The organism is Candidatus Bathyarchaeota archaeon, from assembly GCA_026014685.1.
Taxonomy (GTDB): domain Archaea; phylum Thermoproteota; class Bathyarchaeia; order Bathyarchaeales; family Bathycorpusculaceae; genus Bathycorpusculum.
Genome location: JAOZHW010000023.1, coordinates 30,985 through 57,004 on the forward strand (window position 1 = coordinate 30,985; position 26,020 = coordinate 57,004).

A 26,020-nucleotide genomic window follows, 5' to 3' on the forward strand; every position below is an offset into this window, starting at 1 on the left:
AGGCGGACTTGCTTAATAGTATTTTTCCGCCAACTTCTTTGCTTCTTCGTATTCTTTCGAGTTATCTTCTTTTTCGCTCTCTTCTTTTTCGGTTTCTTGGGTGTTTTCTTCTTTTTTCTGTTTTTTCTTTGTTTCCTTAGAAACCATTTTTTGAGCTTTCTCAACGTAGCTTTTGAGGTCTCTTTCCTTCAGGGCTTTTTCAGGTAACGTTTCAGCTGCAAAAAGCAGAGGAACAATGGCTAAGAATAAGAAGAAGCTAGCCAACGAAAAGGCAGCTGTAACATCCACACTGCTAATAAAGGATCGAATTAGAATTTCAATCAATCCTGAAAGCAAAAAGGGTATGCTGCCAATGAAGTAGTACTTTTGCCGTATTTTCCCTTCAGACAAGTCACCCCATATTACAAATACGAAGCAAACAAAGAGAGCACCCCACGCAATCCCATCACATAAAATGTAGAGGTATTGCGCTATTGGTTTAGCAGGGCCACCTAAGAAACTTAAAAAGGCATAGCCTAAACCTAAGAGAACAAAACCTAAAATGCTTGCGATTTTTCGTCCTTTTCTGTCACAAAGTATGCCTACGAATATTGCAGAAATGCTGCTGATGATGGTTGTTGTAATTACTGATGTTGTGTAGAGGTCGCCGAAAAAGGTTTCAATGATGGGTGCTTCGATAAAATTAATTAATGTAAAGAGAAACCAAGGTAGAAAATACAGCAGAAACGTGCGTTCTTTGATAATTGAAATGTAGCTTGTTTTGAGCAGATCTGTTTTCTGTGCTATGGGTTTATAGAAAATAATTGCGAATATCGCTAAAAGTCTCCAGAATGCAAGTATTTGGAATTGTTGCTCCAAAATGATTGAAGACGCCGAAAACAGAACTATAGCTGTGAGTAGTTGAATAGTGAAAAAGAGTACCGCACCCACTTTTCCACGATTTTCCGTTTTAGTTAAGTTACCGAAAAAAGAAAAGCATGCGGGTATCCCGACTCCTGCGGATAAACCAAGAAGAAGTGACCGTAAAATTATGGCAAATAGATCAGTAGCTGACCATAGAGAAAATATTAAGCAACTGATAACTCCTAAGAATACCCAAGTTAATAGAAAAATTCGATTGTTTATTGTTCTATTTGGAAGCATGGAGCCAATAAAAGCGGCGGCAATTAAACTTCCAAAATAAGCACTAGCAATTAACAAGATTTCAACGATAGGGTGCCCATGTGCAACATCTCCGATGGCTAACATCGTGAGGCTAAACCATGACAGGCTGTTAGCAAGCAGGAATAGACCTGGAATACTTTGCACTATCTTTTTGTACATCTTTAAGTATAGATAATCAATCGCCACCCTATAACTTTACGAATCAGAAGTATGTATCGAAAGTAACCTTTTTAGCAACTGTATGTGTGTAGTACAACAAAGCTTATATTATGAATCTGTACTACAGATATACAGGTGAGAAAGGATGAAGGCAACCAAGGAAGTACGAAAGAAACCAGTCCGCTTTACTATCTAAATACCCTAAAGATCTTCAAGCAAGGAAACAAACAGTTGTTGTAGGTGTTTCTTTGCTTGATTTTCATTTAATTTTCCAAGCAACGTCAAAGATTCTTGCACTATTTTAGCAAGGTAACTCTTGAGTTCTGCTATATCGGTTGATTTTTCAAGTAGCGCTAAGACTTCTTCACACTCGCTTTCTCCAATTTCTTTGCTGTCCAGAACCTGCTTGATTTTTGTTTTAATGCCTCTGTTTCTAATTGCGTATAGAATGGGCAAAGGCAAACATTCATTCTTTACCCTGTTAGATAACTCGTCAGAGTCGTATATGTCAACGAACTCCGCACGAATAATAAGTAAAATCCCCAGGTTTCGTCCAAGTTTACTTAAAATTTCGATTTCTTCATCAGTTCCTCCACCGTAGATTGCGCCTGCTCTCATGCGCCCATCTATATCAGCGGCCTTTTTTGTCAAAACTTGAAGGTAGGTTTCAGGTGTTAGTGTCCATTTTTTGTTTTTAAGTTGTGATTCTATTAAATGGGCATCAACAACTTCTATCAGAAAATCTTGAACTGTTGCCATTATTTTTTCTTGTTGCGTTTTGGGCAAGTTTTCTACTGCTTTGTAGAGTTGACTGAAGCCTTCGACCATGAATGCATCGCCGAGGAGTAAAGTCGAGTTTTTTCCGAGTCTCCCATAAACCGTTTTTTTATTCTTTTTCATAGTGGATTCGTCAATGATGTCATCATGAATATCCATCGTTACATCGATAAGCAATAATGCGGCTTGTAAGTTTTCAACATCACTTGTTTTTCCACCTGCAGCTTCATAGGCTAATGCTAATGTTCCAGGCCTTGTGGCATCATTCCAACCTGAAATATATTTTTGAATAATTTGGTTAATGTTTTCTGAGCTGAATTTTTTTTCAAGAATGGTTTGTTTTGCCAACTGGATTGATTTATGACTTTTCTGATTCAAAACGGCAATAAGTTTTTTTGCGTTACTCTCTTTTGACATATTGTCAATATCTGAGGCGGAATCGATTTAACTTTTTCCTACATAAACAGGTAACAAAACAGCGGTTCTAAAAAGAAGCAAAACTCTTAATAGCTTAAGACTTAATCAGTGGGTTTCATGAGCCAAACCAAGCAAATCGAACAGAAATGGCAGCAACGCTGGGAAGCCGCCCGCATCTTCGAAGCAGACCCAGACCCAAACCGCGAAAAAAAGATGGTAACTTTCCCCTTCCCATACATGAACGGCCCTCTACACGTCGGCCACACCTTCACCGCCAGCCGCGTTGACGCCTATGCCCGCTTCAAACGCATGCAGGGCTACAATGTGCTTTGGCCTTGGAGTTGGCACTGGACTGGGCAACCATTGCTTGGAGCCTCGCAGCGCGTTGCAAGGGGCGATGAGGCATACATCAAAGTTCTCCGCGAAGTCGACGGGGTCCCAGAGGCGGAACTCAAAAAGTTTGTTGACCCCTTCTATATGGCTCAGTATTACACTAACGAAGGCCGTGCCGCAGTTAAGAACGTGGGTTTCTCGGTTGATTGGCGACGGGAATTCACCACGGTAATGCCGACTTTTCAAAAGTTTGTTGAGTGGCAGTACAAAAACCTCAAAGAGAAAGGCTACGTAACACGCGGCACGCACCCGGTGGTTTGGTGTCCCAAAGATCAGTCGCCTACAGGTGACCATGACCGCCAAAGCGGCGAAGGCGTCACCCCCGAAGAATACACCCTAATAAAATACAAGCTTGATGAGAAGACTTTCTTGCCCGCGGCAACTTTCCGCCCCGAAACCATCTACGGCATCACCAACATGTGGATCAACCCCGACGCCACCTACGTAGAAGCTTTGGTCAATGGAGAAAATTGGATAATTAGTCAAGAAGCCGCAGATAAACTCAAAGAACAAGAGCGTAAAATCGAGGTTATTCGGAGTTTCAAAGGTAAAGAACTCATCGGCAAAACCTTTGAGAACCCCATAACTAAGCTCAAGTTTCCGATTTTGCCAGGCTGGTTTGTTGACCCCAAAACGGCAACGGGCGTGGTTTACAGTGTACCCGCACATGCGCCTTACGATTATTTGGCGCTTCGAGATTTACAGCAGAAACCCGAAGTGCTCACCCAGTTTGGAATCGAACCTGCATCTGTGCAGACGATTAAACCCGTCTCAATCATCAGTGTTGAAGGTTTTGGCGATTTCCCCGCAGTTGAGATAGTGGAGAAGATGGGCATTAAAGACCAAAACGACCCCAAAGCCGACGAAGCCACAAACGAACTCTACAAAAAAGAGTTCCACAGCGGCAAACTAAAAGCCAACTGCGGTCCATACGCAGGAAAAACCATCCGCGAAGCTAAAGACACCTTGATTGCCGATTTCCGAAAAGCAGGCGTAGCGGACAGAATGTATGACCTCTCAGATCCCGTTGTTTGCAGGTGTATGACTCAATGCGTCGTTAAAATTCTCTCTGACCAGTGGTTCCTCAACTATTCGGAGCCAAAATGGAAGGAACTCGCCCACCAAGTGATAGGCCAACTCACGATTTACCCCGATTCCGCAAAGCCATGGTTCAATACAGTAATCGACTGGCTCAGAGAATGGGCTTGCGCGCGTACGACAGGTTTTGGAACGCCATTGCCATGGGGAAAAGGTTGGATAATCGAAACGCTAAGCGACAGCACAGTCTACATGGCATTCTACACCGTTAACAAGCACATAAAACAGCACAACATAAAACCTGAATCGCTAACACCTGAAGTCTTCGACTATGTTTTCTTCGGCAAAGGCAACTCAAATGAGCTTGCCAGCGCTGTCGGCATCAATGTAGAAGTGCTTGAATCCATGCGAAGCGAGTTCCTCTACTGGTACCCCTTCGACCTCCGCAACAGCGCCAAAGAACTCGTTCCCAACCACCTCAGCTTCTGCATATTCCACCACGCCGCCCTCTTTCCCCCTGAGCACTGGCCTAAAGCCATCGGCGTCAACGGCATGCTTATGGTAGAAGGGCAAGGTATGCACAAAAGCAAAGGCAACTTCATAACCATGAAAGGCGCTGTCGAAAAATACGGTGCAGATGCCACCCGTTGCGGTTTGCTTTTAGGCGCGGAAGGAATGGATGACCCAGACTGGCGAGCCGACAACGTCACCGACCTCAAGAGCAAGTTGGAGGCGCTGATGGGTTTTGCTAGCAACATAATTATCACTGCAAAGAAGGATGACAACACGGCGCTGGAGCGTTGGCTGCAGACTCGTTTGCAAAAACGCATAAAAGATGTCACCGCTGCCTTAGATGAACTAAAAACTCGCACTGCACTGCAAACTGCTCTGTTTGAAACTTGGAATGACATCCGTTGGTACATTCAGCGTAAGGGAAATACTGACGCTAAGGCGTTGGGTGAGGCGGTGAAGGATTGGCTTAAGCTGCTTACGCCGTTTGCGCCCTTTACCTGCGAGGAGCTTTGGAGCCAAACAGGCGAAGAGGGATTCATAAGCGTAGCTAAATGGCCAGTTTACGACCCTGCAAAGTTGGATGTTGCCGCGGAAGAGCAAGAGAACCTTGTAATCGATGTCATGGGGGACACGAATAACATCTTGAAAGCCATGAAAATCGCCCCAAAACGTGTGGTCTACTACACAGCGGCTGAATGGAAGTGGCAGGTTTACCTTAAAATCGTAGAGAAAACCGTTGCTGGCGAAGCGAAAATCAACGAGTTGATGAAGGAATTCGCCTCTGAAGCCGCACTTAAACCGCATATGAAGGACATCGCCCCCATGGTTCCCAAAGTCATCAAAGCACTAACCAAGGTATCAGGCGAACGCAAATCTAACATGACAAAAATCAGAATGGTGGATGAAAAAACAATCCTCAAAGATGCAGCAGCATTCTACAAAGAACGCTTCAACGCTGAAATCGCTGTTTACAGTGAATCTGACCCCGCACGCTTTGACCCCAAAGGTCGCGCCGCAATGGCAATGCCCTATCAACCAGCAATCTACATCGAGTAAGCGTTGTTTGCTTTTTCTGGCAAACGCCCTACTTTTGAATTTCGATTAAACGGGTGAAATATGGAGGACACTTTTTAGTTTTGCAGCCAGTTTTTTGTGATTTTTTTCTCCAAGGGCAGCAAGACAGAAAGCTATTTCGTTAATCAACAAAACTATAGGTATGAATAACAGGAAACGGTCAACTTGAAAGTTAAACCCGTTGAGGAACAAAAGCAGTGGATAATGGATTAAGAAAAGGGTGTACGAGAAAGCAGCCATCGAGCCACTGTATTTAGCTACCCGTTTTTTCAGCATATTCCTTGAAAGCCAGTTCACATTTCCGCTTAACAACAGGATGCACAAAAAGACGCTGGTTGCGATCAAGACACCGAACAGCATGTTAAACGATTCATGCGTTAACGTATAGATAACGTATCCCTCGTAAATGACCGCGGCTAAAGATGCACAAAGAAGTACAGCGACTATTTTTGAGGCTCTAGGCCAAGTTAGCTTCGAACGTACTTTCGTGTTGCTTACCACACACAGCGATGCAACACCCAAGAACCAAACAACGATGAATGCACTATAATCCCACGCTAAAGCAACAAGAACAATACTCAAAATTGCTGCAACCGCCAAAAAAAGACCTTTGTAGCGGCGGGGTTTTTCCCGTTTCCCCAAAAAGGCTAAACCACCTATTGACGAGCCAGCCGAAAAACATGTAAATCCACCATTCCACAGCAAGAGACCACAATACCGCGTTAAACCCAAACGGAGCAAACGTCGGTAGCGTAACTGGAGCGTGTAAAGCTGCGTTGACGGGTAGGTTGAATAAGCCTGTTGGAAAATTTACTATCAGGCCTAATGTTGCCGCGAAGTTTTGGGCGCTTGGCGCTGATTCAGTCTCGCTTAGGTAGGTAAAGTACACGTTGTTGGTTAGGGCGATTGCTCCTGCGATTACAGCGATGAAAAGCAATGCGGGTAAGAGGCCTGAGTATATGTGGCTGAAGCGGTCGACGAAGTAATTTCTAAAGCTGTATTGGTTGTTTTGTAGTTTTTGTAGTAGGGAGTAAGAGATTAAGAAGCCTGAGATGGAGAAAAACAGGAAAACGCCGATGCCTCCGAGCATGCCTCCGAAGAATATCGAGTCCAATGTCTTAGGCTGATATCGGGTGAAGAAGTGGCTTACTAGAACGAGCTCGCAGGCGATTAAGCGAACGATGTTGAGAAACACTGAGGCTTCTGCGGTTAATGCGTTGGGGGTGAGTTTCAACATTTTCGCCTGTTGGTTCAGAATGGGTGGGGCGCTGTTATCAAGTTTACTGATGGCTTTTTTGTGTACCCCTGTGCGGTATAGTTTTCTGGAAACCGTTTTAACCATCGATGCAGGTTTACTTTTGGCGTCGATGACGACAATTGCACGTAAGAACTGAACAAGGTTCAGGTTGACTGAATAAGCATTAGTGTACTGAGCCGCCACCACACAACCTTAATTAATTAAAATAGAAAATATGCCTGCAGATACTTATGCCCAAGAACCCCACTGGTCCCTTCTGGTTCATCCGCGATGGCAGAAAATTCATCCAGTGCACCAAAGAAGCTTTCGATCAAGCCATCAAAGAAGGCAAGAGCGTCAGGTACAACGGGTATCCCAACAGGCGTGTGGAAAAAATCGCTGAAGCATTGGAGGCGTCAAGGATGCTGCTGTTGTCAAAGCCTGATTTGTCACCTCGTCTACGTGCGGTGCTCACTAACCCCGCTAATGTCGTTCAAATTCAAGTTATCGACGTGGATGACCCTGAATTTTGGATAAAAGAATCAAAAAACCCAAAGTACCAGACTTAATTTTCTTTTATTCAAATTAATTCTTGCCCGTTGTATGTTATGGATAGGATGGATTCTTTGTTAGCTTGAACTACGTTTGTCGGAAGTGGCACATATGATAAATCGGGCGCAAGTTGCTGGCCATCATTAACCATCCACCACAAAAATTCAACAAGCGCCTTAGCTTTATCAAAAGTCATACTTGGAATCACATTTAATTCCTGATAAACAAGCACATAAGAAAAGCTAACAATGGGGTATGCATGTGGGTCTTGAGCGTTTAGGAGGCTTACCTGCGCCCAGTCTTGGTTACCTGCAGGTAGTCCACTTGACGCGCTTGATTGGGCTGCAATCTGGGTAGAATCAAGATTGGGAATAATCCAGTTGCCTAAAGGATTCTGTATAGCCGCAACAGTCATGTTGTTCTGCAGTACGTGTGCTAACTCGATGTATCCTATAGTATAAGCGTTGGCTTGGACCACACTTGCTAAACCAGAATTGCCGTTTGCGCCTAAACCAACTGGCCAAGTTACTGTTTTTCCGCTTCCGATGTCAGTAGCCCAACTTGAACTTGCCGTACAGAGAAATTTAGTGAAGATAAACGTAGTTCCTGAACCATCAGAACGGTGTACCACAGTAATATTGTGGTTAGGAAGCGCTATCTGTGGGTTTATGTTTTGAATAGTGGGGTCATTCCACTTGTTTATATTCCCCATAAAAATGTCTGCGAGAACAGCCCCAGTCAAATGGAGCCCGCTCGATACGCCTTCAAGATTGTAGGCAACAGCGACTGCGCCGATTGTTTCGGGTATATGAAGAGCGTTCGGTGCCTTTACGCGGTCGGAAACGCTTAGGGGTGCATCAGAACAAGCAAAATCCACTGCTTTAGCTTCTAGCGCTGATATGCCATTGCTACTGCCGACGGCGTCATAGGTTATCTGTACATTACTTTTTTTGCCATGATACTCGGTAATCATCGCGTTTAGCAAAGGTGCGGGAAAGGTTGCTCCTGAACCTGAAAGTGCTACCGCGGGAGCGGGTTGAGATAAATATAGGTAACTAAAAGTGCCTGTAACGATTGTTATTATTGCAACCAATGCGAGTGATATTTTTGCAGTATTTTGCATACTACTTCCTACTAAATACGGATTAATTTTGCTAACGTCTATCTTAACCCTTAATATATCCTTGACGACTGTATTTAGCATATTCTCTATAGATTATTTATTTAAAACATAGAACCTTTGACTGTACACGCCTTCAGGTGATACAAGATTCAGAAAACAAAAGCTGACAACAACAATCAACGTGTATGCCAATTCGGAGTCCAAATCAGCTGCCACAGGAAAAAAGGAACTTGCGTTTTACATGAAACTTAGATCCAAAACACTAACAGTTTTAATTGTAACGACCATTTGCCTAATATCACTACTGCACTTCATTTCTGAAAGCATAATCTTGAGTAACTTTAGTCAATTGGAGCAAAAACAAGTCAGCAGCGTAGTTGGGCAAGTGCAAATTGCTTTGATGAATGAAATCGATCATTACCAAGGCAAAGTAAACACTTGGGCAAGAATGGCAAACATAGTAACTTTTGTTAGAAATCAAGAAACCTCATTTGACACTTCAAGTCAAGCCATCACATCCTGGGTTGAATTAGGAGTCAACTACATGCTTGTTTATAATAAAGCGGGGAAGTTTCTGTATGGTTTTGGTTTCAATCTTACTACCTACAGGAACATAGGTGTGCCTCAAAGTTTATTGGACGAAATATACAAAAACGAAGTTCTATGGGGAGTAAGCAGTGTTGAAAATTCTGTTAAAGGCATAATCTCCATTCCTGAGGGGTCATTGATAGTTGCGTCTAGTTCAATCCCAAAGAGCACTACAGATGAAACAAACGAGTGCACCTTGGTGATGGCTCGATTTATCGATTCCAATGTCATTGCGCTGTTGTCCAGAACTGTACAGTTACCGGTTACACTTACTCAATACGATGAATGGCAAAAGGTTAGCAGCCAAAGAACTGCACCCGTCGAATCAGTAAATACGTTTTCATCACCGATAGACAACAACTACATAATCGGCTACTACGTAATAAAAGACCTAAAAGACCAACCGGCATTCATGCTCGGAGTAACCATTCCAAGAAGCATTTACACCCAAGGTATAATAACAGTAAACTACGTTGACCGCTTAGTGATAGTAAGCTGCGTCGTATTTAGCGTAACAGTTGCGTTGTTTCTTGAATTCATGTTTCTTGCCAAACTTAGCAAGCTCAACAATGAAGTAAGCAACATCACTCAAGACAACACCCCGACTAAGAGGCTGCGTACAAAAGGAAACGACGAAATAGATACATTAACAAAGTCAATCAACGGGATGCTTGACAAAATAGAAGAGAATACGCATAAACTTCAGAAAGCGGAACGATTTTCTGCCATAGGCGAATTAGCGACGCTCATGACCTCCGCAACCCATTACAGGGCATCGCCAACGCAGCTTTTTACCTTAAACGCAGGGTTAATCCCCAAACAACCGACGGTGAAATGATCCGCCTAATCCAAGAAGACGTACGATACTCCGACAAGATCGTTAATGACTTGCTGGATTACTCCAGAGACTTTAAGCTTGAACTTCAAGCAGCAAGCCCGAAGTATCTGTTGATGAAAACCTTGTCTATAGTGAATGTTCCTGCGAGAATACGTTTGGTCGATGAAACTAAAGATGAACCGCCAGTAAAGGTTGATGTTGATAGCATAATAAGGGTCTTCTCTAACGTCATCAGTAACGCTGTAGATGCGATGCCAAACAAAGGTGTATTAACTGTCAGCTGTCAGGTCGAGAGGGCTATGGCTTGTTTCAAATTCGTGGATACAGGGGAAGGCATGACTAAAGAAACCCTGCAAAAACTGTTCCAACCACTTTTCACGACCAAAGCTAAAGGTATGGGTTTTGGCTTATCAATATGCAAACGTATCGTTGATTTACATGGGGGAAAAATCGTAGTCGAAAGTAAAGAAGGGCAAGGAACAACTTTTAGCGTCTATCTCCCAATCCCAGACATCACGTAATCGCTAAACTGTAGCCGAATAACTTATATCCCAATTGCCTTAACTCAAACAGGTGAGTCTTTTGAAAACAATAATTCTTTATGCCTCTAAAAGTGGTAACACTAAAAAACTCGCTGACCAGATGGCTACGCAAATAGGTTGTGAAGCAGTCAAGATAACCAGTACTTCAACATCTGCCACACTAAATTTGGAGGAGTACGATTTGATTTTTTTGGGTACAGGTCTCTATGCGGGCACACCCAACGAAGACATTGTTAAATTCTTAAACGGCCTCAACCTAAAAAACCCAAAGCAGTTTGCCCTGTTTATAACATGGGGCGGTGCTCCGAGAAGTGACAAGATGGCGCTGGGAAAACTACGAGCAATCCTTGAGGGGAAAGGTCAAAAAGTGCTTGCGGAACATTTTGCGGCTTATGGAGGTTGGAAGGGTATCTTGATGAAGAGAGGCCACCCAAAACCTGACGAGATAGCTGCTGCGGGTGAATGGGCAAAGGGTATTATGGTTAAAATGGAAAAAAGTTGAAGTTAGAGCTCCGCTAACTTTTCATTTTGAAGTTGCTTTTCTGCGGTTGCTGTTTACTTATGTTTTGTGTGTTTTTTCTCAACACTGTTTGCTCTTCTTTCTTGGCTTAAGAATATGTCCCATTTGACTTGTTCTGTGGCGATTTCGAGGGGGCAAATCACTTTGGCAACTCCGTCCACGACGCCTTCGTTGCTGCCGTGCCTGCAGACTAGGTGGCCGCCGTCGTTTATGCGGATGTCGCAGGGCTTCTGGTCGAAGCAGACGCATTCAATCTCCATCGTTGTTTTGGGTATGAGGCAGAGTTCAGTCATAATTTACCCACACGTCAAATTCAGAGGTTTTCCTTTATAATTGTTTGCTGTGTCAGGGGTACAGTCACAGCTTATGCATGGAAAAAACTTTACAAAAACATAAAAATTCTACAGGGGAACCCTGCCGATTCGCCTAAAAAGCAGGTTCGCGATTCCAGCTACAACCAAATCAGCAATTATCCAGACATAAAAATCGATGATATTCAAAATTGCCAGTGCGGTAAAGATTAGCAGTAATATTACAGCTATGGCGCCTACGGCTCTTTTTTTGTTTCGAGTTTTCTGCGACATATACTCAGATTCAGGCATACCAACCACAAAGCCACATAATAAACTCAAGGGCGCTTAAAAACTGTTACATCCACATCAAAAACAGCCATTTCGCCGCTTCGCACTCGCAACCTAAATAACCCTCCAACCGCATCCAAACATACCTTGAACACCCCAAAAATCATATTCATCGAAAACGTCGGTTTTCAATGCCAAAACTGTGGCGTCTGCTGCCGCATGCAACCCCCAGACGTAGACGAATTCGAACGGAAACGCATAGAAGACAGCGGGTTCAAGGATTTCTATGAAACTGACGAGAATGGACTGAACTGGATTAAGCGCAAAAAAGACGGCGCCTGCATGTTCTTAACAGGCGACAACACCTGCCAAATCCACTCGGTGCGCCCTGCGGTTTGCAAGTTGGAGCCCTTCACCATCGTAGATTACGATTATGAGCGTAACACGGTGGAGTTGGCGCTGAATTTTCCGTTTTCAAGTTGCTGTGCGGGCGTGGAGGTCGTAAAAACTTTTCCTAAAGATGAAATAACTAAAGCCACGCAGATTTTGATCGGCAAGATTGTGGCTCTAACTGCCCAAGACCTTGAACTGCCTGAAAGTGATAAGCGTGTTTTAGCTGAGACGCGGTCTAGACTCTTGCGTAGATGGGTGGAGATGGCTAACTTACAGGTGTAGATAGAGCGTTTTTACGAAAGCCTTAAAAAAATAGCAACCTACTTAATAGTGGTGAGATTTTTGATAAATTTTGACACGATTTTAGGAAAAAAAGTAATCTGCGCAGGCGCATACATAGTTGGTGAAGTCAAAGGAGCAAGCTTAGACACTGTAACGTGGCAGATTCATCACTTGTACGTAAAGTTAACTGACACTGCAGCTGAAGAGTTAGGGTTCAAAAAAAGGTTCAGAAGCTCCACTGTATGCATACCCGTCAAGATGGTTCTAGCAGTAGCTGACGTAGTTAACTTAGCCCCATCCCTTAAAGAATTGAGTGAAAGCAACGAAATCACTGAGTGCACGCACTAATCGCTTAGTGGATTAGCCTCTTGCCCTCCTTTTCTTTTAGAAAAAAAGAGAGGGTTATTTTGAGTACGCTTCGACGAGGTCACGGGCAGTGATTATACCTACCAGTTTGTCGTCTTTCACTATGGGTAGTCGCCTGATGTGCTTTAGCGCCATAGTTGCAGCCGTTCTATGAATACTCGTACCTGCGGCTATGACTGTAAGCGGCGAGGAACATTCAGGTCCTACAGATGTGAACAGCGGTTTGCCTGTAGCTAAAAAATTAGTCAGCAAGTCTCGTTCAGTGAAGATGCCGAAGGGTTCACCTTTTTTTGTGATTATGACGCTGCCGATGCGCTGTCGACCCATGGTTTTTGCGACATCAAAAACTGATGTTTCCTCGTCTGCGGTAACTACCTCTTTGCTCATGAATTGGTCGACTTTAACCTCTGTTTCTGGGACATCCGGTAAGCTTTTGATCAGATCAGAAGCTGTAATGATGCCGACAAGTTCCCCCGCATCAAAAACTGCAAGCCTGCCTTTTTTGCTGATCATCTGCCTAGCTACATCTTTAATTTTCGTAGTCACAGATATGCCTGAGAGAGGAAATGACATGACGTCTTCGACTTTTTCGTCCCTCAAAAAGAGTCCCAAAGCCAGAACTTTAGTCAGCAAATCTCGTTCTGTAACTATTCCGACGGGGGTTCGGTATTTCATGACGATAAGGCTGCCGATGTGTTTGCTGCCCATCAAACGGGCGGCTTCATCAAGCGAAGCGTCAGGAGTGATAGTTTCAACGTTTGGGCTCATGAGTTCTTTAGCTGTTTGGTAGAGGGGTAGATCGCGTTTGTACTGTTCGTATGCTATGTCAACGACGCTTGGCAACTTTCTTTTTACTTCTTCTTGAGGTGTCGCCAAAAAAATCCCTCACGTAATATTATGGCTGAAAGCTCTAATTAATCTTCCACCGTACAAACACAATTGTTACACTAAAATGGTCATCCGTAGCAAGACAAAATCCAAAACCCCAACCACATAGGACAGAACCCAGAAAACGGCAGTCAACTGTGCTACCCGTCGACTCTTTGCGGGGTACGATACTGAGTTTGGTCTCCAGAGCGCCACCAGCCAAACCCCAAAAGCGATCGCTGGAACCGAAACCACACTATGCACCACAACCGCAACCACGTTAGCTGTAGAGCTAAAGTAATCGCTCCATGAACCACTAGTTGGCGGGGTCATAACCAAAACCGCGGAGAAACTGACCACCGTCGCAGAAACAACCACCAACATGACGATTTCATGCATTAGGTAGTTGCCTTTTTTCCTAAACCACATGCTAACCAAAACCAGCCCTGTCCACATGGTTTGCATGAGTAGGTTGATTTCGCGGAAACTCAGGGGCACTTGGCTTTCGTTGATGGGTGTTATGGCTATGGCTCCAATGGTGACTACAAAGGCGGTGAGGAGGCTGATTCCTGCGATTTTTTTCTGTTTTTGGGTTAAAGTGATCTTTTTTCTGCGGACGACAATCACAGCGGAAATTGAAACTGTCAACGCTCCACCGATGACCCATGCGTAGAAGGCGGCTGGGTTTAGTTCCATTATGGGCTGGGGGCTCCACATGTTGGTTGCGGTTGCTTCTATGGTTACGGTTAAGTCTTCGATGTACCAGCCATCCTTATTGGTCACGTTGCGGTAAGTCTCCGATGAACCCACAAACACACCAGTAGCCTTATCCCACTCTTTATGCCTAAACGAGTCGTTCCCCCATGTCACCGCTCGAGGCGCACCCAGCACATTTTTTTGTGATTCACCTTGGATTGTTACGTTAACGGGTTTGTGGTTGTGTATCGAGGAATCAAAGAATTTGTCGCCTGCGCAGAGGTTTGAAGGGATGATTATCCAGCCTCCTACGTTTCCCTCGGTAAAGTTGAATTTCCAGATGGCGCTACCAAGTGTTCCGTTGGCATACCAAGCAGTGAGATTAACCGAAAAAGCTGCGCCGTCGACCTCTAAAACGGCTATACGCATCCATCGTACGTCATGGGTCGGAGGCGGCGTGCCCCTGCCGGAGACAGTGATGTTGTACTCGATCCAGTCGCCCTCTTTTACGCCGACCGTTGGCTCATATGCAAGTGAAGGAAGGATTAACAGCAAAAAACCGAAGATTAGGCTTAGGGGTAAGAGGCGTTTTGTTTTCATTTCTAATCGGTTATGCCGTGAGTGGATGTGGGTTTAAAGCGTTTTTCGTCAAGAAACCTTGACTAAAGCTTCTTAGACACCGATTGAGCAGCCTAACGACGAGGCGTCAATAGACTCTTTTTACAGGTTCTAGAAATAAGCACTTAAGCAGGTTATCTGCAGCTTTTGAGGCCTTTTGGAGTCGGGATGCTCACACCCCAGCTCTTTTCAAGCGCCATACGGCACTTCAACGCAAACTCGCTATCTTCTGCAACAGACACGTTATTTTCAGCCATTTCCTTTCACTTACCCTACTTTAATTGGCTTTTATTTTAAAAGCAGTATTTCCGCTGGGATTTGTTATCTGAGGCAAAATAATCTACGCTGCTATTATGTCAAAAACAAGAACATTTGTTTGTTTCATGTATTTTGTTTTAGAAGTATGCATCTATTAGGCGTTTTAACGAGTTTCATTTGCAGGTGTTTAGATGGAGAATAGGCTAAACCCAAAACCCCCAAAGAATTGCGGCAATTGCCCCCAATTCAATCGGTCGTATGCTGTTTGTCAACGTTTCCATAAAGAGACCGTGGCGTGGCATTCATGCGAAATAGGCGCTTGATTGCTTGATATAGTGACTTGTAGAACAAGAAAACAACCTGATATACATTAATCTGTAATTAATATCTATAATTCAGTCGCGTTTTTGTATAAAAGTGTCTATCTACACGTACAGGCGTATATCAGTTGTATACTTTATCATTTGAAAAGGGTAAGAGCCGCTTTGCCCATATAGATACCAAGGACACACCTGAGAGACCATCATGATAAAAAAAGACCTGCTCTTCCCATTTGCTTTGATCCTAGTCGGCGTCTCCGACTGGCTAACCACCATATTAGGGGTCACGTTTTACGGGGCAAGTGAAACCAACCCTCTAATGGCGGGTCTTGTGGGTTCAAACATGATGGTCTTCAGTGTGGTCAAACTATTCGCCGTAATAACTGCAGGGTTTGCCTTCTACAAAGCTGTTGATGTAAGCATCAAGATGAATTGGATGCCCGCAAAACGGCTATTAGACGTCAGTTTCCTTGCAACCTTCTTGATGCTCACAGGCGTCGTCGTCAACAACGTAACAGTCATTCTTTAATTCTCCAAGAAATGCCTTTTATTAGCCTCTAGACATTGTTCTTTTATGCCACATAAAAAATTAGACTGCGAAGAATGGTGCTGCCAATACTGCCAAGCCTACAAGGATAAAGAATTCGACAAAGTAGTATACCACGAAATAACCCAACACCACATAGCATGCACAACAACAAAGAATAACAAAAAAATCTAAACATAACTAACATTAGCTGTAAGCCGCCTGCGATTGATTTGTGAATCAATCTTGTTTTGCAGTAATCCGCCTTTGGGCTTAGTAATTTTCTACTTTCAATCATAGCTATTCCTAATCAGCTATTCTTCAAGTCTAGTTATAAGCTTTTAGAAGAATTCTCTTCTTCATAAAGAATAATGTAATCAAAGGAATTACTACTAATAAAGGCAAGGTCCACAGGAAAGGATATTCTGGAACGCTTGGAGAAGGAGCAGAAGTCTGACCAATGGTTATTGTTTGAGTATCGGTCCAGTCACTCTCAGTTAAATTGTGGAACGTTCCTCCAAAATATAGGTCGGAAAGAGTTTTGGGTTTGTCGTAGTATCCCGCTACAGCTTTAACTTGAAAGTCCTCTTTACCTCCGTTCGGTACATTAAAGCTTGAGTCTAAAATAAGAGTAATAATTGTCGTAGACTCAGGATTTGACGCTAATACTGTTTTAGTCGTTCTTCCATCGCTCCAAACAATACTCCAGTCTTCAAAATGTCCCTTTGTTCTCACACTATAATACAATTGAATTATAGTTCCATTATCAAGTGTTATTGGCGCAAAGGGTTGATTTGTTACCACAACATCAATTGTTCGGTTCTCAACATAGTTTCCCCCACTGCTTTTAGTTACTTGTTGCCCAGTAAAAGCGTCAGTTGTTGTCCAAGTTGTTACAGGCACATCATAAGAACGGTCAACAAACTTTACTGTAAATTGAGGCGGTGATAGATTGGGAATTGACTGAGCATTGGTTGTCTCACTCATTATCGGAACAAATGCAGCTAAGATAACTACAAGAAATAAAGATAAAGCGTTTCTTGTTTTCGCCATACTACGGTATTAGCGCCTAACATGTTATATAATTTACTTATTGTACTTACTGTAGCGAGCGTATTGTCGGCGGCAACCCTTGTGGTAGCTCGCTCCCTACTTTTTACTTCTTCAACGATGGCGAAAGAGGGCAGAAATAGGCGCATTGGGTTGGTGTATTGGCAATAACCCGCCTTCTCTGTGCAGTAATTTTTCGTATTGTTGGTTTGGCTCATACTTTATTCACCAAAGACTAAACGGTGGCGTTCTAGATATAAGCTTTATCTGTGTGTTTTAGCCAAATACACGGGGTGGTTAGTTGACTCAAACTGTTCTTCTCAAAATCTCAACAAGAAAAGGCTCAAGAATAGAAAGTTTACCCCTAAAAAAGCTACAAACAATAGCCAAAGAAAAACACAAATTCTGGTCGCTAGAAGGAGACTTTCTGATACTGAAAGCTTACTCATAGATGCTATCCCTAAGCGGTTTTGGGACGTGCAACTGACAGAGCCCTTGCGTGCGGGGAGGTATCCTTTAGGATGGGGTCCTCCGCTACGCGAGGTGTCAGTTGCCCCAAACCCAAACGGAAAGCGGAGCGACCCGCGCAAGCGGGAGCGACGCTTATGTGGAATGTGTTTGATAACAAGGCGGACAAAATTTTTTCTTAAAAATTAAGCCAGCTTGCTTTACACATCCAGTGCATAGTAGTTTTCCACAGTTTTCACAAGGAACTAAGTCCCTTATCAGAACCTTCTGATTACATAAAGGGCAGTAGACTTTCTCACGCCAAACCTTTCCTGACGATGCTAAAACTGTCCTGCTATGAATAAGCCCGTCGGACATTTTCTGGTCAAAAACCCATATTGGAACACTAACAAAATAATTCTTTAAGAAGGAAATTTCATATTTACGTGGAACATAAAGTCTATCATAACCTGTTACCCCTCCGTAACCGCCTCGATTTTGGTAATACTGCTTGTATCTTCGGGTATTTTTTCGTATGATATAATCAAATGCTAACTCTTTTGCTTCATAAAAATTAGAAATATTTGGTCGAAGGATCTCAACCTTAAACTTTCCTTCTGTTTCAAGAACGTAATCAGTCACGGGTCTGTTAACAAATTCATTTGTAAGTTCAGAATCGTCGCTGACAATATCTCTAGTAATACCATTGATTAATAGAACCCCTCTATCTTCGAACACCAATGGCGGATTCCTTACGGCCCCTCTTAAAATATATTCAAAAAAATAATAGGGATAAAACGTTAATTCACTATTATGATGGTCTCCAAAATTTACGTTTACGGTAAAAGAGTTCTTGATTGCGAGTGCTGTATTATTTACTATTTCTTCCTTTGAAACACTTTTGCTCTCATATTTAAACCACAAACTCATAAAGTCCCTTTCAATCCGTTGAACTTCTTCCTCAGTCTCAGCAATGCTTAGAGTTTCTACGTTTGAATTCAACCCACTATACGTTAAATTAGCCGACCCCGATATTGCGTGTCTTTTGTCTGAGAGATAGATTTTCGCATGAACGAACACACTGTTATCACTCGTTTTCTCTTTGTCGAGTATTAAGATGCGCAAATTTGCATTCATACATGCATTTAATATTTTTATTGACTCGATGTTATAATCAACTCTGCTTGTTATTATTCTGACATCAATGCCCTTTTGAGAAAGATGAGCAAGCAACTCTGCATATTCCTTGCCTAACCAAGGAGTTATTACCCAAACAGACTCCTTTGCGTTATCTATTAAAGGTCTGATTTTTGAGCCAGCATTTGTACCAGAATAAGTTTTCATGCTACCCTTGTCCTTGATATTCTTAGATTAATATGTTCAAAATTTAAGAGTTAAGGATTAAAAATACATACTGAGCGAGCACTTCTCAAATCGATTTTAGCCAACTCGTGCCAAGGTCACGGGACATTTAAAAATACCCCTAAGGGAGTTATTCACTTAGTGATTTAGCAAATTTTACTAATATACTAAGTGCTTTTGTCATGTCGGGTGTCATCTCTGTGACTGATTGCTGAGTTTCAGTTTGCTGGATTGTTTGTTTTTGTTGTAAATCCTCTAAAACTGCCACCATTGGATATGCTTTCAGGTATGCATCTTTTAGCTCTTCATCAGTTGGTAAGCTGTAAGCATCCCGACTATTGATTAATTTATGACCTAAAACCTGGTCAATCCAGTTAGTAGGCATACCGCCCTTTTCTAACTGTGTCTGCAATCGCTTGCGTAGACTATGCGCTGACATTCTAAATTCACCTATTTCATTGAAAGCGTCGCTAATTATGTGGGTTGCACTTATACGATGCATATGCTGAACATTCCCTGATACCCATTTCCTAAATAGAGGGCTCGAAGGAGTTATTTTTTCTGGAATTATTTCCCTGTTCCATTTTGAACCCTGTTCACGTTTTCTAAAATATTCCCTTAGTGCATCAATAGCTTCTTTACCGATGAAGGTTTTAGTTAAAAGGTTAGTTTTTTGCGATATCAAATTAATCTGTATAGGGCAAATTCCTTTTTCGATTTGTTCAGGTATGTTTCCGCATTTTAAAGCTACGATGTCACTAATTCTTAACCCTGTATCTTTGGCAAATAGAATAAGTGGTTTACTTTGAAAAGACAGCTTATTATTTCGGCTTAAGGCTTTTCGTATTGCATCATCGGTAGCTCGTTTTACTCCCTCACTGTCTCCTGTGGGGTAGTCGCCTTTACGCATCACTAAGGGAACATAATGTAGCTCGAAAAATGAGCGGATAGACGCCCAAATTACCTGTAACGTTGCAGCCTTAAAGCCCTGTTTCCGTTGGAGTGCTATAAATTGGTTAAGTTCACTTTCATAGTGTCTACGTATTTTCATATCTGGATCAATGCATTCTTTGAGTCTTTCGCTTAGAATGATATCAGGAGTTTTCCCAAGGTATTCACAGTATTTAACAAAGTATTTGAAGTATCGTTCCGCTGTTTTTTCGTTACGGTTGCTAAGCTCCTTTTGCCAATAGAGCAAGGCTTCACTGTTTAGAATAACAGAAGGTGATACCATTAAAACATCAGGTATCTTCTGTTCATCTGACAAGGGTTTTGGGCTGGTGTATTGGCAATAACCCGCCTTCTGTTGTCTGTGGCATTCGGCTAATCGGGCTACCCGCGCCTTCCGGCAGATACTTCATCGGCGACTGTTTGCCCTTTCCACATGCAGGACGGCCGTTTCACCGTTTCCACTCCAGCGGACTCTGCATCACAAATGCGTCATAGCCATATCTGGGTGGACGTTTCGTTTCTGCTCCGTTGCCAAACCTCTCGGTCTGTACCCTGAGGGCACTGCACTTCTGCGTGTGGGCGGAGTTTCCTCACCCCTAAAGGGGCGATAGCCACACACCAACACACCAGCCCACATTGAAATGCACAGCCGTAACCGATAAAGGTAGCCGTCCATGTCCGCCTTTAAATAAGGGAGGGGAGGTAGCTGCTGAGACGTCGCGTGATTCCAGCAGGTACGGATACGGAAACGTATGCGCCACTAAATAAGCGGCTGTTCAGTCTGCTGCCGCTGACGAATCAACAATCGCCTTGATTTCTTTATTCAACGCGTCAGGCAACCCCAAAATCCCGACATCCATGAAACCGCGAATAATCAACGAAACCGCCTGCTCACGCGTTAAGCGTCGAGTCATCAGGTAAGTGATTTCTCTTTCGCTGATTTTACCCACAGCTGCTTCATGGGTGATTTCGACACCTTTCTTGGTGGCGATCAACTCTGGGATGGATTGCATGAATGATTCGTTATCCATAATCAACCCCTTGCATTCCAAGTGTCCCTTGCAGTCTGGTGTGTGCCCCTCAATCATTCCGCGAACAATCATCTTGGAGCCTTCGCGGGCGATTGCGCGGCTGACCATTTCGGCTTTGCTTCCTTCACCTGTCAGGACTGCTTTGGAGCCTGTGTCGAGTTGGCTGTTTTTGTGTCCATAGAGGATGCTGTTAAAGCTAACGCGGGATTGTTTACCTCTACAGTACGCAACAGGGTACATCTGTACATCGCGGACTGGGCGCATGCAGACGTAGTTTGAGACGAAGGTTGCGTTGTCGTCTATTTGAGAGGCGCTTCTTGGGCGAACCAGTGTGTTTTCGCTCCACTGGTGAATCATAGTGAAGTTTAGCATGGCGCCTTTTTTGACGTAGATTTCAGATATACCCAAATGCGCGGCGTTGGGAACGGTTGAGTGCTGTAGGCAACTGGTGATTATGTGTGCTTTGGAGTCTTCTTCGGCGATTATGATGTTGTGAACTCGTTGCTCTAAATTCCGTTGTGTTATCAGAAGACAAGACTGTAAGGGAAACGCGATTTCAGCGCCTTTTAAGATACGCATGAAGTAGCCGCCACTATAGTCCTCCGCCACCTTTTTAGTGTATTCGTCTTTGTCTTTGTTAACCAGCTTCCAGCGGTATTCCTCAAGCCACGGGTATTTTTTGAGTGCGGCTTTGATGTCCATCAGTTCCAGTTTGCCTTCATAGAGCTCGTTAACCTTGGATGCCACGGTTTGCTGGTTTAGGTGCATAAATGTGCCTGAACGGTTCTTCTCTTCGAGTTCAAGCCCTGCCTTTTGAGCTTCTTGGAGGATTTCATGTGGGATTTTAGTTAAGTCGCTTTCTTTACTCATTTTTTCCAGCCCTCGCTTGTGCGTATTCTACATGCTACGCATTCTTCGTAGCCCAAGTTTTTGATGTCATCGTATATACGCATCGGATCTCGGAAACAGTGAAATTGTCCCTTGAGTAGTATGCAGCCGTATGTGGCTTTGATTTTCTCCATGATGTCGCCTTTATGGGTGATGATTAAAGCTGAGGCACCTGTTTGTTCAACGTACTTTTGGATTTCTGTCGATATCATACGTAAACTTTCTACGTCAACGCCTGAGTCAGGCTCATCCAGCAAAAGCAACTTGGGCTTAAGGAAAATCAACTGCAAAATTTCAGAGCGTTTCCTTTCGCCGCCGCTGAAACCCAGATTCACATCCCGATTCAAGAAACTGGTCAATCGGAATGCTTCTATCTGCGCCATCTCTTCTGGGCTAAACTCTTCTGTTGAGGATTTACCCAAACAGAGCTTGAGCAAATCACCCAGTTTCACACCTGTAATTTCAGGGGGGTTTTGGAAGCTTACGATTATGCCCAGTTTTGCTCTCTCATCTACGCCTTTGTTGGTTATATCGATTCCCTGGAAGAGGATTTGCCCTGAGACTACTTCGTAGCCAGGTAACCCCATTAGGGTGCTTATCAGAGTGGTTTTTCCTGAACCGTTAGGTCCAAAAAGGATGTGGCTTGCGCCTTCTTTTAGGGTAAACGTTAAGTCGTTTAGGATGGTTTTTCCTTCGACTTTAACGGTTAAGCCCTTAACTTCAAGAATGTCCATGACAAAAGAAGTGTTAACCAAATAAAATAACCTTGTGATAACTAACAGGATTTGTTTAGAAACATACTTAAACCAACTTCACCCCTCCTCTAACAGAAACAAAGCAGCCGTTTTGCTAAAGAAATACGTTTACGGGGGAAGTTATGGTTAACTGGGCAGCGGACAAAACAAAACGCGTAAGCACACTCAGATTCATTACTCAGTGCATCTTTCTGCTAATCATTTTTTACGTCGCCATAATCGGCATCTGGAAAGGACTGCTGCTACTTCTGATATTTGGGGCAACATTCTTGCTTGGGCGACTTTTCTGTGGTTGGATGTGTCCATTCGGATTATACATGGACACAGTGACATTGCTTCGAAGAGCACTCAAGGTTCCACATTGGTCGCTGCCAAACAGACTCAACTTGGCGCTGCACAAAAGCCGCTACATCACCGCCGCATGCATCTTCGCGCTGGCGATTCCAATCTTTCTGCTGAGTACTGGTTCATCTTTTGAGTTTTCAAATTTTCTGTGGATGCGACCCCCCTTCTCAGTTTACGCTTTTCTATTGGAGCCCTTGCAAACCCCTGTTTTACCCTGGAACCCACCGTTTGGTGCGTTGTTTGAAATAAATGGGCGCTATTGGACTTTTCCCTATGTAGGCGAAATCTTGCTGTACTTAAGAGATACAGGCATCGCTTTGCCTCTGTCTTATGTTTTTGTGGGCGCAGTTTTGGCTGCGTCGTTTAAGGTTCGACGTTTCTGGTGCCGCTTCTGCCCCACAGGCATATCCTTTGGCGCATTAAACAGGTTCCGAGCGCTCCGCTGGCTGCCGCTTCTTAGGTTAAGCAAAAACGGCGAAAAATGCACCAAATGCGGTATCTGCCAAAGAGTCTGCCCCCTACAAGTCACCGAAGTGTACGAGAAAAAAGACGGCCCAATACAAACAACAATGTGCACCGTTTGTTTGCGGTGTGTTGAGATGTGCCCAGAGCAGGAGTGTTTGAGTGTATGTTTTTCTTCGCGGCGGATTTGGAGTTCAAGGAACTGGTTAGATCAGTCGAACAGGTGATTAATTTTCTTAGACAATAGCTTGGGTAATGTTGTTAGCGTTTGTTGGTATAGTTATCAGAAATGTGGTTCCCTTCTTGGAGGTTTTCTCCACATTGATTGAGCCTCCGTGTGCTTCGAGGATTCGTTTACAGATAGCCAAACCAAAACCCATCCCCTGAGCTTTAGTTGTAACCAAAGGCGCAAACAGTTTAGGCACGACTTCTTTGGGAATTCCACAGCCATTATCGGTTATCCTGAATTCTAAGCATCCGTTGTTTTGGGCACTGCCAAGAGTTATTATTCCACCGTTGGGTAGCACATCGATTGCGTTTTTTATTAAATTAATGAATACTCTCTGCAGTTTATCTTCGTCAACTTTGATGGGGTATCGATCGGTTACCCTATTTCGGATCTTAACTTTTGGAGGCACTTCAACAGCAGCTAAACTCTTAGCTACCAACCTTTGCGGCGTGGTTTCATTGATTTCTAAATGAATCTCCCTTGAATAATCCAGCAAGTCGTTAATTATTTTGTTTGAACTCTCGATACACCTGTCGATTGTCTGAAGCATCTCAGAAAATTGCTTAGGCTCGATGGCTACTCCTTTCTTTTTGAGAAAATACGCCGAATTTTTGATCCCTGAAAGCGGGTTACGCAGGTCGTGCCCAATCATCCCCGCCAATTCGCCGATTGCTGCAAGCCGCTCAGACTTAATCAAACGCAACTGCACATCCTCTAATTGTTTTGTCCGAGTATCAACCAGCATTTCCAGCCTCTTTGAGTACTCCTCAAGTTTAGCTTGCATATCCTTCTTTTCAGTGATGTCTAAGACGACCTCTACAGCGGAAACTACGTTTCCTGTTTCATCTTTAACGGGTGTAGCTATGAGTTCTATCCACTGGGGATGCCCGTTACTATCAGCATAGCAGCATTGATGAATGTCGATGCTTACACCTCTTTCGAAGACCTTTTTGACGCCACACTTTGAACACATATTTTTGCGGTTATGAAGAGCGGAATAGCATTTTTTGCCTAGAAACTCCTTTAGCTCTTCAGAGGCCAGTTTGTTTATCCAAGTTATCCTGAAATCCTTGTCGATAACAACCACACCTGTTCCGAGGCTTTGCGTGATTGCGTCTAACTTTTTCTTTTCTTGAATAAGTTCGCGGTCTTTTTCCTTGCTTTCAGTGATGTCTATACCATAAACGTTAACATAACCTTCTTTCGGAAAAGGGGCAAACGTAAAAAGATATGTTTTTTCTTTATGGCTAAATTCTACGGTTCGGCGTCTCCCTGTTTGAATAGTTTTTTGGACGTTTTGGGTGATTTGGCTTAGCTCATTGTTTTGCAAGAAAACTTGGATGCTCTATTTGCGTAGAGAATTTTGCCATTCTCTGCAACTCTAAGCACGGGGTTTGGGTCTTCTTCGGGAAATTTTGCTAAATTATTGATTTCTTCTTCAGCTTTTTTGCGCTCAGAAATATCGCGGAAAACCAGCACTACACCCGAAATCTCGCCAGAATCCCCCCGAATCGGCGCTCCGCTGTCATCTATGGGGATTTCGTCGCCGTTTTTGCGGATCAGAACAGTATGGTTAGCCAACCCGACAATAACGCCTTTCTCGAGCACTTTTACAACTGGATTCTTAACCGCTTTACGGGTCTTTTCATTTACTATACGGAAGACTTCTTGCAAGGGCTTTTGTTTTGCCTCTGAAAAAGTCCAGCCTGTTAACTTTTCAGCCACATGGTTCATGAAAGTGATATGTGCATCGGTATCCGTTGCTATAACTGCATCTCCGATGCTGGAAAGAGTAGCAGCCCAACGCCTCTCGCTTCTAGCAAGCTCCATTTCAGCTTTTTTACGCTGGGTAATGTCCTGTGATAAAACAAAAATGCCTTCCGCAACAGGCTGTACACTTAACTCAAACCAGCCCCTCTCTCCATTTGGAAACAAAAACTCGTTTTCCATAACTAACGAGATTTTTTCATCCATACATTTCTGCAGCTTTTGGAACATAGCTGTTTTTTCGACGCCTGGATAAACGTCAGTCATCTTCTTTCCTATCAATTGATTTACAGTTGCACGGCCCTGTTTTGCAGCCGCCTCATTAACGTAGATGTATCGCCAGTCGCGTCCGATAATCTGAAAACCTTCCAGTAAACCGTTGAGTGTTTCTCGAAAGCGGCTTTCCCAAGCTTGGGTTTGTTTCTCGGCTTCTTTGCGGTCAGTTACATCCCGGTTACTGGTTCGGCGACCCAGAAACTCGCCTTTTTCACCAAAAACGGGTTGACAAGCATGGGAAATCCAGCGTACTTCGCCGTTTGGTTTGACGATGCGGAAATCGTAGGTGTGCATTTCAGCCTTTGTTACGTTTCCAAAATGATTAGCTATCCACGGTTTATCGTCGGGGTGGATTATTTCTGTTAACAATTTAGGGTTACTTATGAATTCCTCGGCGCTGTAACCTGTTATGCGTTTGCATGAGGGAGAAACAAACAATAATTTGCCGTCGGGAGCAATCCAGTACTCCCAATCAAACAAGAAATCAGCAATAACATGAAATTCCAAGTCCCCTTCTCGGCTAGTCACCATAAACAGAGTCCCTTTACCAAGTTTTCGCTTGGTCGTTTTTATAAGTTTTTTGCTAGAGACAATTATAAAAAACGAAAAGGTGCT

The 26,020-nt window shown here is 43.5% G+C and carries 28 protein-coding genes and 1 other RNA gene; 11 read left to right on the forward strand and 18 right to left on the reverse strand.

The features are described from left to right. Positions 1-12: 12 nt before the first annotated feature. A complete protein-coding gene (locus tag NWE96_12150) occupies positions 13-1,350 on the reverse strand; it encodes an MFS transporter (GenBank protein MCW3984721.1) in 1,338 nt (445 codons plus the stop codon). Between the two features lie 174 nt (positions 1,351-1,524). Continuing rightward, complete coding sequence (locus tag NWE96_12155; GenBank protein MCW3984722.1) at positions 1,525-2,517, reverse strand: polyprenyl synthetase family protein; 993 nt, start codon at positions 2,515-2,517, stop codon at positions 1,525-1,527. Positions 2,518-2,634: 117 nt separating this feature from the next. Between NWE96_12155 and leuS the strand changes: the two genes are divergently transcribed. Next, a complete protein-coding gene (leuS, locus tag NWE96_12160) occupies positions 2,635-5,517 on the forward strand; it encodes a leucine--tRNA ligase (protein ID MCW3984723.1) in 2,883 nt (960 codons plus the stop codon). A gap of 45 nt (positions 5,518-5,562) precedes the next feature. On the opposite strand, the gene NWE96_12165 is transcribed toward leuS, so the two are convergent. After that, a complete protein-coding gene (locus NWE96_12165) occupies positions 5,563-6,117 on the reverse strand; it encodes a hypothetical protein (protein ID MCW3984724.1) in 555 nt (184 codons plus the stop codon). Then, on the reverse strand, positions 6,080-6,976 hold the full coding sequence (locus NWE96_12170; protein MCW3984725.1) for an acyltransferase: 897 nt from the start codon (positions 6,974-6,976) through the stop codon (positions 6,080-6,082). The genes NWE96_12165 and NWE96_12170 overlap by 38 nt, the downstream gene beginning before the upstream one ends. A gap of 47 nt (positions 6,977-7,023) precedes the next feature. Between NWE96_12170 and NWE96_12175 the strand changes: the two genes are divergently transcribed. Beyond that, positions 7,024-7,341, forward strand: coding sequence for a hypothetical protein (locus NWE96_12175; protein ID MCW3984726.1), 318 nt, complete (start codon positions 7,024-7,026; stop codon positions 7,339-7,341). 11 nt (positions 7,342-7,352) lie between these two features. Here NWE96_12175 and pstS read toward each other — a convergent pair whose 3' ends face one another. Next, positions 7,353-8,447, reverse strand: coding sequence for a phosphate ABC transporter substrate-binding protein PstS (pstS, locus tag NWE96_12180; protein MCW3984727.1), 1,095 nt, complete (start codon positions 8,445-8,447; stop codon positions 7,353-7,355). A 331-nt stretch (positions 8,448-8,778) separates the two neighbouring features. On the opposite strand from pstS, the gene NWE96_12185 reads away from it, so the two are divergent. From NWE96_12185 to NWE96_12195, 3 genes are all read left to right on the forward strand, one after another. Next, positions 8,779-9,873, forward strand: a complete 1,095-nt coding sequence (locus NWE96_12185) for a hypothetical protein (protein MCW3984728.1) — start codon at positions 8,779-8,781, stop codon at positions 9,871-9,873. Beyond that, positions 9,810-10,394: a HAMP domain-containing histidine kinase gene (locus NWE96_12190; GenBank protein MCW3984729.1), complete on the forward strand. Its 585-nt coding sequence runs from the start codon at positions 9,810-9,812 to the stop codon at positions 10,392-10,394. Before NWE96_12185 ends, NWE96_12190 begins: the two co-directional genes overlap by 64 nt. A gap of 61 nt (positions 10,395-10,455) precedes the next feature. Next, entirely contained in the window at positions 10,456-10,917 is a 462-nt protein-coding gene (locus NWE96_12195) for a flavodoxin domain-containing protein (protein ID MCW3984730.1), read from the forward strand. 53 nt (positions 10,918-10,970) lie between these two features. Here NWE96_12195 and NWE96_12200 read toward each other — a convergent pair whose 3' ends face one another. Next, positions 10,971-11,228: a hypothetical protein gene (locus tag NWE96_12200; GenBank protein MCW3984731.1), complete on the reverse strand. Its 258-nt coding sequence runs from the start codon at positions 11,226-11,228 to the stop codon at positions 10,971-10,973. A 108-nt stretch (positions 11,229-11,336) separates the two neighbouring features. Beyond that, a complete protein-coding gene (locus tag NWE96_12205; GenBank protein ID MCW3984732.1) occupies positions 11,337-11,537 on the reverse strand; it encodes a hypothetical protein in 201 nt (66 codons plus the stop codon). Positions 11,538-11,663: 126 nt separating this feature from the next. Here NWE96_12205 and NWE96_12210 point away from each other — a divergent pair, with 126 nt between their 5' ends. Continuing rightward, positions 11,664-12,191, forward strand: coding sequence for a YkgJ family cysteine cluster protein (locus NWE96_12210; protein ID MCW3984733.1), 528 nt, complete (start codon positions 11,664-11,666; stop codon positions 12,189-12,191). A 60-nt stretch (positions 12,192-12,251) separates the two neighbouring features. Beyond that, positions 12,252-12,539 (forward strand): hypothetical protein, encoded by a 288-nt coding sequence (locus NWE96_12215; protein MCW3984734.1) that lies wholly within the window; start codon positions 12,252-12,254, stop codon positions 12,537-12,539. Between the two features lie 54 nt (positions 12,540-12,593). On the opposite strand, the gene NWE96_12220 is transcribed toward NWE96_12215, so the two are convergent. The 3 genes from NWE96_12220 to NWE96_12230 form a co-directional block, all read right to left on the reverse strand. Then, complete coding sequence (locus NWE96_12220) at positions 12,594-13,433, reverse strand: CBS domain-containing protein (protein MCW3984735.1); 840 nt, start codon at positions 13,431-13,433, stop codon at positions 12,594-12,596. A 66-nt stretch (positions 13,434-13,499) separates the two neighbouring features. Further along, on the reverse strand, positions 13,500-14,720 hold the full coding sequence (locus NWE96_12225) for a hypothetical protein (protein ID MCW3984736.1): 1,221 nt from the start codon (positions 14,718-14,720) through the stop codon (positions 13,500-13,502). Positions 14,721-14,872: 152 nt separating this feature from the next. Further along, the gene (locus NWE96_12230; GenBank protein ID MCW3984737.1) at positions 14,873-14,995 is read right to left on the reverse strand and encodes a hypothetical protein; all 123 of its coding nucleotides are present in this window, start codon (positions 14,993-14,995) and stop codon (positions 14,873-14,875) included. Positions 14,996-15,521: 526 nt separating this feature from the next. Here NWE96_12230 and NWE96_12235 point away from each other — a divergent pair. Further along, positions 15,522-15,845: a DUF5658 family protein gene (locus tag NWE96_12235; GenBank protein ID MCW3984738.1), complete on the forward strand. Its 324-nt coding sequence runs from the start codon at positions 15,522-15,524 to the stop codon at positions 15,843-15,845. A 45-nt stretch (positions 15,846-15,890) separates the two neighbouring features. Continuing rightward, positions 15,891-16,037, forward strand: a complete 147-nt coding sequence (locus tag NWE96_12240; GenBank protein MCW3984739.1) for a hypothetical protein — start codon at positions 15,891-15,893, stop codon at positions 16,035-16,037. Positions 16,038-16,169: 132 nt separating this feature from the next. Here NWE96_12240 and NWE96_12245 read toward each other — a convergent pair whose 3' ends face one another. Further along, complete coding sequence (locus NWE96_12245) at positions 16,170-16,895, reverse strand: hypothetical protein (GenBank protein MCW3984740.1); 726 nt, start codon at positions 16,893-16,895, stop codon at positions 16,170-16,172. A gap of 298 nt (positions 16,896-17,193) precedes the next feature. Between NWE96_12245 and NWE96_12250 the strand changes: the two genes are divergently transcribed. Continuing rightward, the gene (locus NWE96_12250; GenBank protein MCW3984741.1) at positions 17,194-17,343 is read left to right on the forward strand and encodes a hypothetical protein; all 150 of its coding nucleotides are present in this window, start codon (positions 17,194-17,196) and stop codon (positions 17,341-17,343) included. Between the two features lie 152 nt (positions 17,344-17,495). Here the strand turns inward: NWE96_12250 and NWE96_12255 are convergent, their stop codons facing one another. From NWE96_12255 to sufC, 5 genes are all read right to left on the reverse strand, one after another. Beyond that, complete coding sequence (locus NWE96_12255) at positions 17,496-18,683, reverse strand: phospholipase D family protein (protein MCW3984742.1); 1,188 nt, start codon at positions 18,681-18,683, stop codon at positions 17,496-17,498. A gap of 148 nt (positions 18,684-18,831) precedes the next feature. Then, positions 18,832-19,968 carry a site-specific integrase gene (locus NWE96_12260; protein ID MCW3984743.1) on the reverse strand — a complete coding sequence of 379 codons (1,137 nt, stop codon included), beginning with the start codon at positions 19,966-19,968 and terminating at the stop codon, positions 18,832-18,834. A gap of 13 nt (positions 19,969-19,981) precedes the next feature. Beyond that, an RNA gene (gene rnpB / locus NWE96_12265) (RNase P RNA component) lies at positions 19,982-20,279 on the reverse strand. A 149-nt stretch (positions 20,280-20,428) separates the two neighbouring features. Continuing rightward, positions 20,429-21,553, reverse strand: coding sequence for a SufD family Fe-S cluster assembly protein (locus NWE96_12270; protein MCW3984744.1), 1,125 nt, complete (start codon positions 21,551-21,553; stop codon positions 20,429-20,431). Next, positions 21,550-22,326, reverse strand: a complete 777-nt coding sequence (gene sufC / locus NWE96_12275; protein MCW3984745.1) for a Fe-S cluster assembly ATPase SufC — start codon at positions 22,324-22,326, stop codon at positions 21,550-21,552. The genes NWE96_12270 and sufC overlap by 4 nt, the downstream gene beginning before the upstream one ends. A 122-nt stretch (positions 22,327-22,448) precedes the next feature. Here sufC and NWE96_12280 point away from each other — a divergent pair, with 122 nt between their 5' ends. Next, positions 22,449-23,360, forward strand: coding sequence for a 4Fe-4S binding protein (locus NWE96_12280; protein ID MCW3984746.1), 912 nt, complete (start codon positions 22,449-22,451; stop codon positions 23,358-23,360). Positions 23,361-23,369: 9 nt separating this feature from the next. Here the strand turns inward: NWE96_12280 and NWE96_12285 are convergent, their stop codons facing one another. Together NWE96_12285 and NWE96_12290 are read right to left on the reverse strand one after the other, a co-directional pair. After that, on the reverse strand, positions 23,370-24,692 hold the full coding sequence (locus NWE96_12285; protein MCW3984747.1) for an ATP-binding protein: 1,323 nt from the start codon (positions 24,690-24,692) through the stop codon (positions 23,370-23,372). After that, a complete protein-coding gene (locus NWE96_12290) occupies positions 24,674-25,936 on the reverse strand; it encodes a PAS domain S-box protein (GenBank protein ID MCW3984748.1) in 1,263 nt (420 codons plus the stop codon). The genes NWE96_12285 and NWE96_12290 overlap by 19 nt, the downstream gene beginning before the upstream one ends. Positions 25,937-26,020 lie beyond the last annotated feature (84 nt).

Excerpts from the sequence above, each read along its gene's own strand:
- NWE96_12155 (MCW3984722.1), bottom strand. The coding sequence starts at position 2,517 with ATGTCAAAAGAGAGTAACGCAAAAAAACTTATTGCCGTTTTGAATCAG.
- leuS (MCW3984723.1), top strand. The coding sequence starts at position 2,635 with ATGAGCCAAACCAAGCAAATCGAACAGAAATGGCAGCAACGCTGGGAA.
- NWE96_12175 (MCW3984726.1), top strand. The coding sequence starts at position 7,024 with ATGCCCAAGAACCCCACTGGTCCCTTCTGGTTCATCCGCGATGGCAGA.
- pstS (MCW3984727.1), bottom strand. The coding sequence starts at position 8,447 with ATGCAAAATACTGCAAAAATATCACTCGCATTGGTTGCAATAATAACA.
- NWE96_12200 (MCW3984731.1), bottom strand. The coding sequence starts at position 11,228 with ATGACTGAACTCTGCCTCATACCCAAAACAACGATGGAGATTGAATGC.
- NWE96_12205 (MCW3984732.1), bottom strand. The coding sequence starts at position 11,537 with ATGCCTGAATCTGAGTATATGTCGCAGAAAACTCGAAACAAAAAAAGA.
- NWE96_12225 (MCW3984736.1), bottom strand. The coding sequence starts at position 14,720 with ATGAAAACAAAACGCCTCTTACCCCTAAGCCTAATCTTCGGTTTTTTG.
- NWE96_12230 (MCW3984737.1), bottom strand. The coding sequence starts at position 14,995 with ATGGCTGAAAATAACGTGTCTGTTGCAGAAGATAGCGAGTTTGCGTTG.
- NWE96_12235 (MCW3984738.1), top strand. The coding sequence starts at position 15,522 with ATGATAAAAAAAGACCTGCTCTTCCCATTTGCTTTGATCCTAGTCGGC.
- NWE96_12240 (MCW3984739.1), top strand. The coding sequence starts at position 15,891 with ATGCCACATAAAAAATTAGACTGCGAAGAATGGTGCTGCCAATACTGC.
- NWE96_12245 (MCW3984740.1), bottom strand. The coding sequence starts at position 16,895 with ATGGCGAAAACAAGAAACGCTTTATCTTTATTTCTTGTAGTTATCTTA.
- NWE96_12255 (MCW3984742.1), bottom strand. The coding sequence starts at position 18,683 with ATGAAAACTTATTCTGGTACAAATGCTGGCTCAAAAATCAGACCTTTA.
- NWE96_12270 (MCW3984744.1), bottom strand. The coding sequence starts at position 21,553 with ATGAGTAAAGAAAGCGACTTAACTAAAATCCCACATGAAATCCTCCAA.
- NWE96_12280 (MCW3984746.1), top strand. The coding sequence starts at position 22,449 with ATGGTTAACTGGGCAGCGGACAAAACAAAACGCGTAAGCACACTCAGA.
- NWE96_12290 (MCW3984748.1), bottom strand. The coding sequence starts at position 25,936 with ATGGTGACTAGCCGAGAAGGGGACTTGGAATTTCATGTTATTGCTGAT.